At 45.7% G+C, this 13,649-nt stretch carries 10 protein-coding genes; 7 read left to right on the top strand and 3 right to left on the bottom strand.

From position 1 onward, the window contains the following. Nucleotides 1-105: 105 nt before the first annotated feature. Both HGO26_RS00440 and HGO26_RS00445 read left to right on the top strand, forming a co-directional pair. Nucleotides 106-585, top strand: a complete 480-nt coding sequence (locus HGO26_RS00440; protein ID WP_006082899.1) for a TetR family transcriptional regulator — start codon at nucleotides 106-108, stop codon at nucleotides 583-585. A gap of 168 nt (nucleotides 586-753) precedes the next feature. Continuing rightward, complete coding sequence (locus HGO26_RS00445; RefSeq protein ID WP_168822585.1) at nucleotides 754-1,338, top strand: hypothetical protein; 585 nt, start codon at nucleotides 754-756, stop codon at nucleotides 1,336-1,338. Between the two features lie 197 nt (nucleotides 1,339-1,535). Here the strand turns inward: HGO26_RS00445 and HGO26_RS00450 are convergent, their stop codons facing one another. The 3 genes from HGO26_RS00450 to HGO26_RS00460 all read right to left on the bottom strand — a co-directional run bounded on the left by HGO26_RS00450 (nucleotide 1,536) and on the right by HGO26_RS00460 (nucleotide 5,160). Beyond that, complete coding sequence (locus HGO26_RS00450) at nucleotides 1,536-1,916, bottom strand: hypothetical protein (RefSeq protein WP_168822587.1); 381 nt, start codon at nucleotides 1,914-1,916, stop codon at nucleotides 1,536-1,538. Between the two features lie 221 nt (nucleotides 1,917-2,137). After that, complete coding sequence (gene pntB, locus HGO26_RS00455; protein WP_105251576.1) at nucleotides 2,138-3,622, bottom strand: Re/Si-specific NAD(P)(+) transhydrogenase subunit beta; 1,485 nt, start codon at nucleotides 3,620-3,622, stop codon at nucleotides 2,138-2,140. 11 nt (nucleotides 3,623-3,633) lie between these two features. After that, the gene (locus HGO26_RS00460) at nucleotides 3,634-5,160 is read right to left on the bottom strand and encodes a Re/Si-specific NAD(P)(+) transhydrogenase subunit alpha (protein ID WP_105251577.1); all 1,527 of its coding nucleotides are present in this window, start codon (nucleotides 5,158-5,160) and stop codon (nucleotides 3,634-3,636) included. Between the two features lie 419 nt (nucleotides 5,161-5,579). Here HGO26_RS00460 and HGO26_RS00465 point away from each other — a divergent pair, with 419 nt between their 5' ends. The 5 genes from HGO26_RS00465 (at nucleotide 5,580) to HGO26_RS00490 (ending at nucleotide 13,640) form a co-directional block, all read left to right on the top strand. Then, on the top strand, nucleotides 5,580-7,379 hold the full coding sequence (locus HGO26_RS00465) for an assimilatory sulfite reductase (NADPH) flavoprotein subunit (protein ID WP_168822589.1): 1,800 nt from the start codon (nucleotides 5,580-5,582) through the stop codon (nucleotides 7,377-7,379). A gap of 99 nt (nucleotides 7,380-7,478) precedes the next feature. Further along, nucleotides 7,479-9,176: an assimilatory sulfite reductase (NADPH) hemoprotein subunit gene (gene cysI, locus HGO26_RS00470; RefSeq protein WP_168822599.1), complete on the top strand. Its 1,698-nt coding sequence runs from the start codon at nucleotides 7,479-7,481 to the stop codon at nucleotides 9,174-9,176. Next, nucleotides 9,169-9,951, top strand: coding sequence for a phosphoadenylyl-sulfate reductase (locus HGO26_RS00475; RefSeq protein WP_168822601.1), 783 nt, complete (start codon nucleotides 9,169-9,171; stop codon nucleotides 9,949-9,951). The genes cysI and HGO26_RS00475 overlap by 8 nt, the downstream gene beginning before the upstream one ends. A gap of 764 nt (nucleotides 9,952-10,715) precedes the next feature. Beyond that, a complete protein-coding gene (gene mtgA / locus HGO26_RS00485; protein ID WP_168822603.1) occupies nucleotides 10,716-11,501 on the top strand; it encodes a monofunctional biosynthetic peptidoglycan transglycosylase in 786 nt (261 codons plus the stop codon). A gap of 402 nt (nucleotides 11,502-11,903) precedes the next feature. Then, nucleotides 11,904-13,640, top strand: a complete 1,737-nt coding sequence (locus HGO26_RS00490) for a hypothetical protein (RefSeq protein ID WP_168822605.1) — start codon at nucleotides 11,904-11,906, stop codon at nucleotides 13,638-13,640. Nucleotides 13,641-13,649 lie beyond the last annotated feature (9 nt).

Genomic DNA, 13,649 nt, shown 5'->3' on the forward strand with positions numbered 1-13,649 from the left:
AGCTGAACAAAAGTGAAATACGCTGGTTACGGCCCAGTGAACAGCAGTAATCCCTGAGCGGCTTTGGTAAGCTTTCCCCCTAAAAATAAGAGGGGAGACATTACTATGGCTAAGCGCTCGCGAGTACAAACTGAGCAAACCATAAATCAAATTATGGATGAAGCGTTAAGACAAATTTTGACTATCGGCTTTGAGACTATGTCTTATACTACGTTATCTGAAGCAACGGGTATTAGTCGCACAGGTATTAGTCACCATTTTCCACGCAAAAGCGATTTTCTTGTTCGTTTAGATAGTCGTATCGGCAATCTATTTGTTGCTGCGCTGGATTTTTCTAGCCAAGAGGCATTGGAAACATCCTGGATGCAGGCAATGCAGGAAGAGCATTACCGCGCAGTATTAAGACTGTTCTTTAGTCTTTGTGGTGGTGCGAATAATGAAATTACCCTCTTTAGAGCGGTGAGTACAGCGCGTCAGCAAGCGATTGCTGAGTTAGGCTTAGCGGGCGATCGCACGATCAACCATTTATTAGGCCGTACAGCTGTGATGTTGCTATCCAATTTTGATGTGGCAAAAGCAGCATAATAGACTGACCAATGAATATAAAAATGGAGCCTAATGGCTCCTTTTTTGTGGGTAAAAATCGTGATTTGTACTGAGGTAAGTCATACCCCAATAGTGTAGGATGACCACTCAATAATGATTTAAGTTAGTGATATTGCCTTGTACTCTTGATTTGACAGGATAAAACATATGGACATGACACCCATCTCTAATGAGGCAGATATGCCTAAACGCACCATTAAGCTTGATAACACTGAGCTTATCAAAACCAGTTTTTGGGTGAGTCAGATTTTTATAATCATTGCGACTGTTGTTGGCGTGTATTTAGCCGCGCAAGAAGGGTTGTCACAGGCAATTAAATTTGATGCCCTGAGCAATATGCAGAATAACTATCATCTGCGTCATGCCCTATATGACGAAGTGAGTGACAATGTTGAAATCTTGAGTCATTACGCTGACACAGTTGAGACTATGAGTAGTAATAGTTTAGTGAAAATGCATCCGCAGATGGGATTATTTGTCTGGGATAACATGCGCTATTCTGCTAATGCGCTAGAAACACCGAGTGATATTTTGTCTGATATTCGTCGTTTGTATTTAGAGTCTGAGAAGATCATTAGCAATATTGAAACCCGTCACTATAGCGTTTCTTACGGTAAGGATCAGTTGCAAAATGTATTGAGTAAAATCAAAGAAGATACTTTGCCAAAACTCAAAACGAATTATGAAACCCTGTCAAAAGAGCTTAAAGATAACGATATTGCCGTCGACTAACGTATCTTGGCTTAGCTCCCCCCCAAACATCAGGGGTCATTCTTATCCCTGATGTTTGAATCCATTGATGAATTCAGTGTTGCTGACAACACCTTTGCCTGATCAGCTTTAGTCCCCCATTATTTTATGGCACTTAAGTTAATGATGAATCTAGCCAGCTTTTATTCGTCTGCATTTGTCATCAAAACCTTGTTGAGTTAGCTTAATTCCTGTCGATAGGCTTGAGTTAATTTTTGCTGTTGTAGATAGATGCGAATCGCCAAGAAGGTTAATGCGGCAGCAATCACGGCACTGATTGCGTGGTGTAAGACTAAGTGACTTATCAGGAATGTGGGCAAGTCTTCAAAGCTGTCGATAAGGAAAAGCTTAGTGATTAAGCCGATATAGACGAGAAGATGCAGAGCCGCACCAGTGATAAAGAGTCGTTTAAATTTATCAATCAGTTTGATATCTAAATTGATATTAAACCATCGACAAAACAGGTACCCACTCAGGCCGATGGTAATCGATATCCAGCCAAGCCCGAGTAATGAGGTTTTGATTAACACGGCAGACAGGATAAACAGCCCAAGCAACATTTATTATTTCCTTAAACCAGCTTTAGATTTAACTTACTGTTTTAGCTTACATTAAGCATATCAGCATTGTAGGCAGATAAGCCTCGCATCATATTGGCGTAGAGACTAGCTTAATAGGCTTAAAAAAATGTGAAAAGAAAGGGAGCCAGTGGCTCCCTTCATTTCTTTAGAATAGTGTTTATCGCCTAAGCGATTTCTACTCTGTTGATATTAAATCAAACTCAAAGTGCCTTTAAAATGGCTTCAACACTGGCCTTAGCATCCCCAAACAGCATTTGGGTATTTTCTTTGAAGAACAGTGGGTTTTGCACGCCGGCATAACCTGTGTTCATCGAACGTTTAAAGCCAATCACGTTTTGCGCTTTCCACACTTCCAGCACTGGCATACCTGCGATTGGACTGCCTGGATCTTCCATTGCCGCGGGGTTAACCGTGTCGTTGGCGCCGATAACGAGCACGACATCTGTGTCTTTAAAGTCTTCGTTGATTTCGTCCATTTCGAGCACGATATCGTAGGGGACTTTCGCTTCAGCGAGCAGTACGTTCATATGGCCTGGTAATCGACCAGCAACTGGATGGATACCAAAACGTACTTTCACGCCGCGATCACGTAGTTTTTGAGTGATTTCCGCAACAGGATATTGCGCCTGCGCCACTGCCATACCGTAACCCGGAGTGATGATGACTGAAGTGGCATTTTTCAGCATATCCGCCACATCTTCGGCGTTGGTTTCACGGTATTCACCCATTTCTTCATCGGCAGTCGAGGCCACACCATCTGTGCCAAAGCCGCCCGCGATAACTGAAATAAATGAGCGATTCATGGCCTTACACATGATGTAAGACAGAATAGCACCCGATGAACCCACTAACGCGCCGACCACAATCAAGAGGTCGTTCGACAACATAAAGCCTGCCGCTGCCGCTGCCCAACCTGAGTAGGAGTTCAGCATAGACACAACCACTGGCATATCCGCGCCGCCAATGGATGCCACTAAATGCCAGCCAAAGGCGAAGGCAATCAAGGTCATCAACAGCAGTGCTGGCATAGTGCCGCCTGTCTGTACGAAGTATACCAACAGGGCGAAAGACACTAGCACTGCGACTAGGTTTAGCTTGTGGCGATGTGGCAGCATCAGAGGTTTAGATGAAATCAGTCCGCGTAACTTACAAAAGGCAACGATAGAACCCGTAAAGGTCACCGCACCGATGAAGATCCCGAGGAAGACTTCGACCAAGTGAATGTTAAGCATAGCGCCAGTGAGGTGCTCTTTGCTGGCGGTCTTCACCGCTTCACTTAGCGCATCTTGTACTGCGGCGAGGGTCGTATTGATATCACCACCGACAGCCACCACGACTTGTGATACTTCCTGTGGGTGTAAGTCGATAAAGCTGTTGAAACCCACTAATACCGCGGCCATACCCACAAAGCTGTGCAATATAGCAACCAGTTCAGGCATTTCAGTCATTTCGACTTTTAGTGCTAAACGGATACCAATCGCGCCGCCAATCACCATAGCGATTAAGATCCACGCAATTCCGTTAGTATCGGGGTTGAAAATGGTAGCCAGTAGGGCGATTGCCATACCTAAGATACCGAATAAATTGCCGTGTTTTGCCGTCTCTTGCTTCGACAGTCCCGCGAGACTGAAGATGAAGAGAATGGCGGCAATAATGTAAGCTGCTGTTACCAGTCCTTGAGACACGTTAAACCCCCTTAATCCTTACGGAACATCTTCAGCATGCGCTGAGTGACGGTAAAGCCACCGAAGATGTTAATACTGGCGATCAGCACGGCGATAAACGCCAGTACAGTGACCAAAGTTGAACCCTGACCGATTTGCAGTAGGGCGCCGACCACGATAATGCCAGAAATCGCGTTAGTGACTGACATTAGAGGCGTATGCAGTGAGTGGGATACGTTCCATACCACGTAATAGCCAACAACGCAGGACAGCAAGAATACTGTGAAATGCGACAGGAACTCTGGTGGTGCTACCGATGCCACGGCAGCAAATCCTGCAACGCCTAAGGCGGCGAGCACGTATTTGAGCTTAGATGGTGCCTTCGGAGTGGTATTTTTCGGCTCGATTTTCGCCGCTGGTTTTGCTGGCGCCGCAGAAACAGAAATCGGTGGTGGCGGGAAGGTCACTTCACCTTCTTTAATCACTGTCATATTGCGCATGACTACATCATCAAAGTTGATGCTGGCTGTGCCGTCCTTTTCTTTACACATTAACTTCATCAGGTTGACTAAGTTAGTGCCGTAAAGCTGTGAGGATTGCGCCGGTAGACGACCGGGAAGGTCGGTATAACCAATCACTTTTACGCCGTTAGGAGTAACAAACAGCTCACCCGATTGCGTGTATTCGCAGTTACCACCCGTCGCAGCGGCTAAATCGACGATCACTGAGCCGCTCTTCATGCTATCAACCATGGCTTTGGTGATGAGCTTAGGCGCTGGACGACCAGGGATTAGCGCTGTGGTGATGATGATATCGACTTCTTTGGCTTGTTCGGCAAACAGTGCCATTTCGGCGGCAATAAATTCATCCGACATGGTTTTAGCATAACCGTCCGATGAACCACCTTCCTCGTTACCAAAATCCAGTTTAAGGAATTGGCCGCCCATAGATTCGATTTGCTCGGCCACTTCTAAGCGGGTATCGAAGGCGCGCACTATGGCGCCAAGCGAACCAGCAGTACCAATGGCGGCAAGGCCAGCTACACCAGCACCAATGACTAACACTTTGGCGGGCGGTACTTTACCAGCAGCGGTAATTTGGCCAGTAAAGAAACGGCCAAATTGATGTGCGGCTTCAACAACGGCGCGATATCCACCAATGTTTGCCATAGAGGAGAGGGCATCAAGTGACTGGGCGCGGGAGATGCGTGGCACCATGTCCATTGCCATCACGTTGATCTTACGTTTAGATAACTTCGCAACCAGCTCAGGGTTTTGTGCGGGCCAAATAAAGCTGACGATAGTCGCCCCGTCTTTGATTTGTTCAATTTCGGCGTCGCTTGGCGCATTGACCTTAAAGATCAGATCGGCTTGCCAAACGTTTGTTGTCACCTTCGCGCCTGCAGCTTCAAAGGCTGCATCATCGAAACTTGACAGTTGACCCGCATTGGCCTCAATAACAACTTCAAAGCCGAGTTTTTTAAGCTGCTCAACGGTGGCTGGGGTCGCGGCGACCCTAGTTTCACCGGCGAGACTTTCTCTCGGTATTCCAATCTGCATGACTACTCCCTGATGGTTTATATAATCGTTCCGCCTGCTGTTCTTCCTTCATCGTACTCAACTGCAAAATCTGTCGTCACCAGCGTTTATTCGGCGGGTGATTCGAGTCAGTTAGGGCATTCAATCTAGGATGGACACTTTTTGTTTTTAAAACAAACTATTCTGTGGGCAACAGAAATTATTGTTCGACAGGCTCATGACCATTGTGGCAATACTTTAGCTTGGCACAAGTGCATATTTCTCAAGCAGGCCGTTTCTGCACTGGTCGGATCAAAAACTTTTAACCAGTGCACACTTTTGTAGCTTAAATTTTGCACTTTGTATATTCCAAAATGGAATTAAAAATCCTATTTTATTCTTTTTTGCTTTTCTTAAACCGCGATAAGCTTGTGGACATTACACTGTCATAGGGCCGTCTCATGTTGTTAAAAGAACTTTCATCGCTGGCTTCGCCATTGTCTCAAGGACAAGTCGAGAAGCTAAAACAACTCACTTCTGAGTTAAGTGCTGTGCAATTGGCCTGGGTGAGTGGCTATCTTGCTGCCACAGCTAATGCGGGCCAATTAGCGCCCGTCGCACAGGCGCAAACGGCTCAAACTGTGACGATTCTCTATGGCAGCCAAACGGGTAATGGCCGTGGTGTCGCCAAAGCGCTCGCCGATAAGGCGCAGGCGCAAGGTTATGCGGTCAATTTGGCTTCAATGGGCGAATACAATGTTCGCCAATTAAAGCAAGAAGCTGTGCTTTTATTAGTGGTCAGCACCCATGGTGAAGGTGAAGCGCCGGATGATGCGATTGAATTACACAAGTTTTTAGCATCGAAACGTGCCCCTAAGTTAGACAATCTACATTACTCTGTGCTTGCGCTGGGGGATTCTAGCTATGAATTTTTCTGCCAAACCGGTAAAGACTTCGATGCCCGCCTAGCAGCACTCGGTGCTAAATCACTGTTACCTTTAATTGAATGTGATGTGGATTATGAAGCAGCCGCTGGCCAGTGGCACGCCGATGTATTAGAGGCCGTTAAGCCGCTAATCGAAACCTCGTCCGCCAGTGTGGTATCCATCGGCACCGCTAAAGCGATTGGCGAAAGTGAATTTACTAAGCAAAACCCCTATAGCGCCGAAGTGCTTGTAAGCCAGAAAATTACCGGCCGTGGATCAGACAGAGATGTGCGCCATGTTGAAATCGACCTTGGCGACTCAGGCTTAACCTATCAAGCGGGTGATGCCCTTGGTGTGTGGTTTAGTAATAACGAAGTCTTAGTCGATGAAGTCTTAGCGGGTTTGTCATTAGCCGCCGATGAGTTAGTGACCCTTGGTACTGAATCCTTGTCCCTTAAGCAAGCTTTGGTTGATAAGAAAGAACTGACTCAGTTATACCCTGGATTAGTCAAAGCATGGGCCGAATTGAGCGGCAGCGCAGAACTGCTGGCATTGAGCGAAGATAAAGAACAAGTGCGCCACTTTATCCTTAAGCATCAATTTGCCGATTTAGTTACTCAGTATCCATTATCAAATAACTCAGTAACCTTAAATGCAGCAACACTGCTTGAGCTACTGCGTCCATTAACGCCAAGACTTTACTCTATCGCCTCAAGTCAAAGCGAAGTTGAAACAGAAGTCCACTTAACTGTGGCCTTAGTGGAAGATGAGCGCCACGGCTCAGCACGTTTTGGCGGCGCGTCACACTTCTTAGCGTCTGCGCAGGAAGGCACGCAAGTTAAGGTTTATGTTGAGTCGAACAAGCATTTCCGTTTACCTGAAAATCCAGAAACACCGGTGATCATGGTGGGTCCTGGTACTGGTGTTGCACCCTTCCGTGCCTTTATGCAGGAGCGCGTAGCACAAGGGATCCAAGGTGATAGCTGGTTATTCTTCGGCAATCCTCACTTTGAGCAGGATTTCTTGTATCAAACTGAGTGGCAACAGTATTTGAAAAATGGCGATCTCAGCCGTATCGACGTGGCGTTCTCACGCGATCAAGCCCATAAGATTTATGTGCAGCACCGCATTAAAGAGCAAGGCCAAGCCCTGTGGCAATGGTTGCAAAATGGCGCGCATCTTTATATTTGTGGTGATGCTGAACGTATGGCCAAAGATGTTCACCAAGCCTTGATTGAGGTGGCAGTCGAAGTCGGTGGTTTGAATACCGAAGCTGCCGAAGCCTATTTTGAAAGCCTGCGCAGCGATAAACGTTACCAAAAAGACGTGTATTAATCTCAACCGTTGCACAGATAAGAAACGCATAAGCATAGCCAAAGCTGCACACGTGATGACCTGTGCAGCCAGCGAACCCAATTTTAAGAGGCAGTTGCCATGAGTGAGCAAAAGTTAGCGTTAAACGAATACCTAAAGACCGACAGTGATTACCTGCGCGGGACCATCAAAGAAGGTTTAGATTCTTCCGTGACTGGCAGTTTCAGTGACGGCGATCAGCAGCTGATCAAATTTCATGGCTTCTATCAGCAGGATGACCGCGATTTACGTAACGAACGTAAAGAGCAAAAACTCGAACCTTTATATAGTTTTATGTTGCGCGCCCGTGTACCTGGCGGTATTTGTTCTCCGCAGCAATGGTTAGGCGTGGACAAAATTGCCTCGACGCTCACCAGCTCGAACAGCATTCGTTTGACGACCCGTCAAACCTTCCAATACCACGGTATTCCTAAGCGTAACTTGAAGACCATTATTCAAGACTTAGATCGCGAAGCGCTGGATTCGATTGCTGCCTGTGGTGACGTTAACCGAAACGTCATGTGTAACCCCAATCCGGTGGAATCGAAACTGCACGAGCAGGCCTATGCAGTGGCGAAACAACTGTCTGATCATCTATTACCCCACACTCGCGCCTACGCCGAAATTTGGTTAGATGAAGAAAAGTTACTCTCGACCGAAGATGAAACCGTCGAACCTGTGTATGGCAAAACCTATCTGCCACGTAAGTTCAAAATGGCGGTTGCGGTTCCTCCAGATAACGATGTTGACGTTTACACCAACGATTTAGGCTTTATTGCTGTTGCCGAAAATGGCGAGCTAGTTGGCTTTAACTTAACGGCTGGCGGCGGCATGGGCTCGACCCACGGCGAAGTGGAAACCTTTCCACGCCTAGCAGACGACTTTGGTTTTATCAAAACTGAAGACGTGATGAAGTTTGCCGAAGCTGTGATGACTGTGCAACGTGACTGGGGCAATCGCTCTAATCGTAAGCGCTCGCGCCTTAAATACACAATCGTTGACCACGGCTATGAGAAATTTAAAGCCGAAGTTGAAGTACGTGCTGGGGTGAAGTTTGAACCTAAGCGTGATGTAGTGATTGGCGATCGCGGCGATCGTTATGGTTGGGTCGAAGGCGTTGACGGTAAGTGGCATTTAACCTTATTTATCGAAAGCGGTCGTATTAAGGATTTACCGGGCCAAACCCTGCAAACGGGGTTGCGTGAAATTGCTAAGATCCACAAGGGCGATTTCCGCATGACCTCGAATCAAAACATGATCATCGCAGGTGTAGCGGCAGAAGATAAAGCCACGATTGAAGGTTTAGCCCGTAAACATGGTCTGCTGGGCCAAGTGTTGACGCAAACCCGCGGTCACTCGATTGCCTGTGTGGCGTTGCCGACATGTCCATTAGCGATGGCAGAAGCCGAGCGTTATTTCCCTGAGTTTATCGATCATATCGATGCGCTGCAGGCAAAACACGGCATTAGCGAGCAAGCGATTGTGGTGCGGATGACGGGTTGTCCAAATGGTTGTGCCCGCCCATTTGCCGCTGAAATTGGCCTTGTGGGTAAAGCGCCGGGCCGTTATAACTTGTACTTAGGTGCAAGTTTTGAAGGGACTCGTTTGAACAAAATGCATAAAGAAAATATCCAAGAGGCGGACATTCTCGCCGAATTGGATACCCTGTTTGGCCGCTATGCCGTAGAGCGTGATGCAGGCGAAACCTTTGGTAACTTCACCGTCCGCGTGGGCGTAGTGAAGGCGGTGATCGATGCCGCTAAGGATTTTCATGGCTGATCTTGAGCAAAAAACCAGTGATAAAGTGCCGACTGTGGTCAGCGCTGCCGAACTCAAGGCATTATTGAGTGCGCCTAAGGCAGAGCAAGGGATAGAACTTGAACGTATTAATCAGTTCTTAGGTGGATTAAGCGCGCAAGAGCGAGTGCTATGGGGCTTAACTTATTTGCCCGGTAATCATGCGCTGTCCTCAAGCTTTGGGATCCAAGCCGCTGTAATGCTGCATATGATGAGTCAGGCACAGGCGAATATTCCGGTTATTCTCACGGATACGGGTTATTTATTCCCTGAGACTTATCAGTTTATCGACGAGCTGACAGATCGTTTATCACTGAATTTAAAAGTGTACCAAGCAGTGATGACATCGGCATGGCAAGAGGCGCGCTTTGGCCAGTTGTGGGAGCAAGGGGTAAACGGACTAGAGCAATACAACCGGTTAAACAAAGTTGAGCCTATGCAACGCGCTTTAGCCGAGCTTGAGGTAGGCACTTGGTTTGCAGGGCTGAGACGCAGCCAAGCCAGTACCCGTGAGGCGTTGCCGATACTGGCGATTCATGGCACGCGCTTTAAGTTACTGCCTATTATCGAGTGGTCGAATAAAGATGTGCACCTCTATCTGACTCAATTTGACTTGCCGTACCATCCACTTTGGGACCAAGGATATGTTTCTGTGGGAGATACCCATTCGAGTAAACCACTCGAATTAGGCATGACAGAGGAAGAAACTCGCTTTAATGGCCTACAACGTGAGTGTGGTTTGCACTACGATATCTAGTCATTTTATTGATTTTAAATATTAAACGCCTCAACTTAGTTTGGGGCGTTTTTTTTATCATTTTAAGGTAGGTGGGGTTTGGGGTGAATTTAATACTCTGGATTGCCGAGGAAGTTAAGTGATGTCATTTAAGCGTCATTTAACTAAGATAGATTGATATTCATAGAGTTAGTTTGCATTCATTTTTAAATGCTAAAAATGTTGTACATTTTTACTCACAGAGTTATGCACATTGGTTAAGCCTGCGCTATATTTTGAAGTTCCCGTAGATGGTTTTGAAGCGTTTTACTACGTTAATTGACATGATTCATGTCTTTTATGAGGTTAAGTTGTTGTATATCGGTATTTATGGGCTGGGTTTGCTGTGTATCGATATGGCTTAATTGGATGCAGTGAAAGTGTTGAAAACCTGACTCGCACCTGCGAGTATCAAGCAGTTTGATTGACTTGCTAGCTCTCGTTAATCAGCCATCATTACCTCGGTCAGCTGTCGTCAAAGCTGCCGAGGTCAAGTTAAGTCGACCCCAGTTAATCTCTAATAGTGATTTGTTCTTGTTATGGTTATTTCTCAACCTATCTTTGATTATCGAGTAAGATATCCTTGGTGTTTCCTTTACTCTCGTAGCATGATCAGCTTGCAACTCGCGTAAAGCTTTAGAATATTTTCTGTAAGCCTAGGTTGCCCCAAAGAATCCTTGCAATGGGATGGCTTGACTGGATAGATGAGAAACAAGAAATGAGAGTGTGTGGATGAGATGGTATAAATGACGGCCCCTTTATATGCGATGCGAGATCATGTCAGGCGTCCAAGTGTTCATAAGTCGAGTGACCCAGCACCTCAGAGACGAAAGCGTGGTTTTCGTCGTTTATTGTCTTGGTTATTTAAGGGATTAGTTTGGGCATTTATTTGCTCAATTTTATTAGTGATCCTACTACGATTCGTCGATCCTCCTATGTGGACTTGGCGTATCGAACGTGCCTTATTTCCACCTTCTCCTATCGGTGAGATCAGGCATCAATGGCGCGATTTAGCGCAAATTTCTCCCGAATTACAATTGGCTGTGATTGCTGCGGAAGATCAACGTTTTGTTGAGCATACTGGATTCGATTTAGCCGCGATAAGTTCGGCGCTGAAATACAATCAAAAAGGCACCAAAGTCCGCGGGGCAAGTACCTTAAGTCAGCAGGCGGCGAAAAACCTTTTTATGTGGTCGAGTCGCAGTTTCTTTCGTAAGGGATTGGAAGCTTGGTTTACGTTATTGATGGAGTTGACTTGGGATAAGTCGCGTATTCTTGAAGTGTATTTAAATATTGTAGAATTTGGTCCAGGCATTTATGGCGCCGAAGCGGCATCAAAGCATTATTTTGGAAAGTCAGCGGCAAAACTCACCCAATACGAGGCTTCATTACTCGCAGCCATTTTACCCAATCCTTGGCGCTATAAGGTGTCTCCACCGTCATCCTATGTGCAGCAGCGCTCAGCTTGGATCCGTAAGCAAATGCGCCAGCTAGGTGACGTCACGCTTAAAAAAGTTCATGAAGCACGATGACGCTCTGGTGAGGTAGTTTGAGTGAGATGAGCTTAATTTGTCATTGGGTTCTTTGCTTAATCGTCGATGACTTTGAGATGTTTTATTACCGAATTGAAATAAGATTGGAATCATGTTGAATAAACGTTAATTCTAATGCGTTTTTAATGCTGCGAACTCCTATCCTGTTCGCTTCTGTGTCGGTTTAATGTTAAATTATCGGGAAAATTTTATACCTTAGTTTCGCTTAGCCTAAGCATTTTAAACTGGGTTTGTATTGCGTAGGGCTGAGTCGTTGTGTTTTCTGATTTTGCATTATCTGCATAAGGGATATGTAAGAGCGGATAAATATTTAAATACCTAAGGTGAGTTCTTTAGGTATTGTTTTCATAAAATTGAATGTCATTAAATGGAGTTTCTTAAATGAAAAAGATTGTGATTGCCGCGGCAATTATTGCAGCAGGTGCTGGTGGTTATTGGTATATGCAGAATGGCGCGGGTTCTAGTGCCTCTGCTAATCCTTTGCTCGACTATGTGCCTGCCGATACGCCGATATTTTCGGGCCAGTTAAAACCCTTCCCGTTAAAAGCGTATTTACAGTCTATTTCTGGAAATTATCAGCAATATCCAAGTAATACGCTTGATGAACTCGGTGTGCAGGATAGCCCTATGGGCAAGTTCTTCGTTAGCATTTATCAGCAGTATATGGATGGGATGAAAGATCCTGCCTTACTGTTAAAAACCTTCGGTTTCCCCGATGAAGTTAAACCTTATATTTATACTTTAGGTGCTTTGCCAGTATTAAAGATTGATGTTAATCAGGCCGAAGCATTTTGGGCTGTATTAGATAAAGCCGAAAAAGACAGTGGTGTAACCCACGAAATGCGTAAAGTGGGCGATGTTGATTATCGCGCTTATGCACTATCGGATGAAAGCTCAGCAGAGAAAGCTGAACTGCTATTTGCCCAGAAAGATGGCATATTAACGATGACTTTCAGCACCTCTATTACCGAGCCTGAGTTATTAGAAATGGCATTTGGTATTAAGAAGGCGCCGCAGTCATTAGCCGCTTCTGGCATATTAGAAGATATTATTAAGACCCATGGTTTTAAAGATGACAGTATTAGCTTTATTAACCATGTGGAAATTGTAAAGGCATTGACCTCTGCAGATAGCAATATGCTAGCTAAGCAACTGAATCAATTTTTTGCTGATGAAAGTGCAGGTGAAGATCCATTAGCTCAAATCAGAACACCAGAATGTCGTACCGAACTGACTGCGATTGCCGCTAACTGGCCGCGTACCGTTGCTGGTTTAACGGCGTTTTCTGTGACGGAAAAAGAAAGCCATATGGCGGCTTCATTTGTTGTCGAAACGAAGAATCAACCTATTCTTGCGGCAATGCAAAAGATGCGTGGTTTTATTCCATCGCATCTGGCGGATATCGACAGCACTATCTTCTCCATGGGAATAGGCTTAGATATCAATGAAATTACCCCTTCATTAACGGCTATTTGGGATGATCTGCAAAAGCCACAACTGACCTGTGCACCATTGGCAGAGTTGCAGGCTGAGTTGAGCCAACAGAGCCCAGCTATGCTAGGCATGTTTACTGGCATGGCTAACGGTGTGAAAGGCATGAGCGTTTCATTGCTCGATTTTAAAATGAGCACACAAGATCAAGAGCCTAAGTTAGAAAGTTTAGATGCTTTAGTCAGCCTCAGCGCCGAAAACCCATCCATGTTGTTTAATATGGTGAAACCTTTCGCCCCTATGCTGGCTGAAGTGCAATTAGCCGATAACGGCGATGCTACTGATTTATCTCCAATATTGATGTTGCCTCCAGAGTTAGGTGTTAAGCCAATGCTGGCGATTAAAGGTCAACATTTAGTGGTGTATAGCGGTGATAAAGGCTTGGCCTTAGCTAACAAATTAGCAGGCGAGAAACTGTCAGCGAATGGCATGTACAGCTTATCTGCTGATTACGGCAAGATGTTTACGCCAGTGCTAACACTGTTAGAAATGAGCGGTGAGCCGATCCCTGAAGAAATGCAAATGCTTAAAGATTACAACATGCGAGTTCAAATGAGCTTCGATGTGAATAAGCAAGGCTTGGTCATAGGTTCAGTCGCCAATTCTAAAGCGACTGAAAAGAAGTAATGCGTTAGT

This window comes from Shewanella oncorhynchi (assembly GCF_012584455.1).
GTDB classification, from domain to species: Bacteria; Pseudomonadota; Gammaproteobacteria; order Enterobacterales; family Shewanellaceae; genus Shewanella; species Shewanella oncorhynchi.

Bases quoted from the DNA above. Each gene is read 5' to 3' on its own strand.
- HGO26_RS00490 (WP_168822605.1), top strand. From the start codon at position 11,904: ATGAAAAAGATTGTGATTGCCGCGGCAATTATTGCAGCAGGTGCTGGT.
- HGO26_RS00465 (WP_168822589.1), top strand. From the start codon at position 5,580: ATGTTGTTAAAAGAACTTTCATCGCTGGCTTCGCCATTGTCTCAAGGA.
- cysI (WP_168822599.1), top strand. From the start codon at position 7,479: ATGAGTGAGCAAAAGTTAGCGTTAAACGAATACCTAAAGACCGACAGT.
- HGO26_RS00450 (WP_168822587.1), bottom strand. From the start codon at position 1,916: ATGTTGCTTGGGCTGTTTATCCTGTCTGCCGTGTTAATCAAAACCTCA.
- HGO26_RS00460 (WP_105251577.1), bottom strand. From the start codon at position 5,160: ATGCAGATTGGAATACCGAGAGAAAGTCTCGCCGGTGAAACTAGGGTC.
- HGO26_RS00440 (WP_006082899.1), top strand. From the start codon at position 106: ATGGCTAAGCGCTCGCGAGTACAAACTGAGCAAACCATAAATCAAATT.
- HGO26_RS00445 (WP_168822585.1), top strand. From the start codon at position 754: ATGGACATGACACCCATCTCTAATGAGGCAGATATGCCTAAACGCACC.
- HGO26_RS00475 (WP_168822601.1), top strand. From the start codon at position 9,169: ATGGCTGATCTTGAGCAAAAAACCAGTGATAAAGTGCCGACTGTGGTC.
- mtgA (WP_168822603.1), top strand. From the start codon at position 10,716: ATGACGGCCCCTTTATATGCGATGCGAGATCATGTCAGGCGTCCAAGT.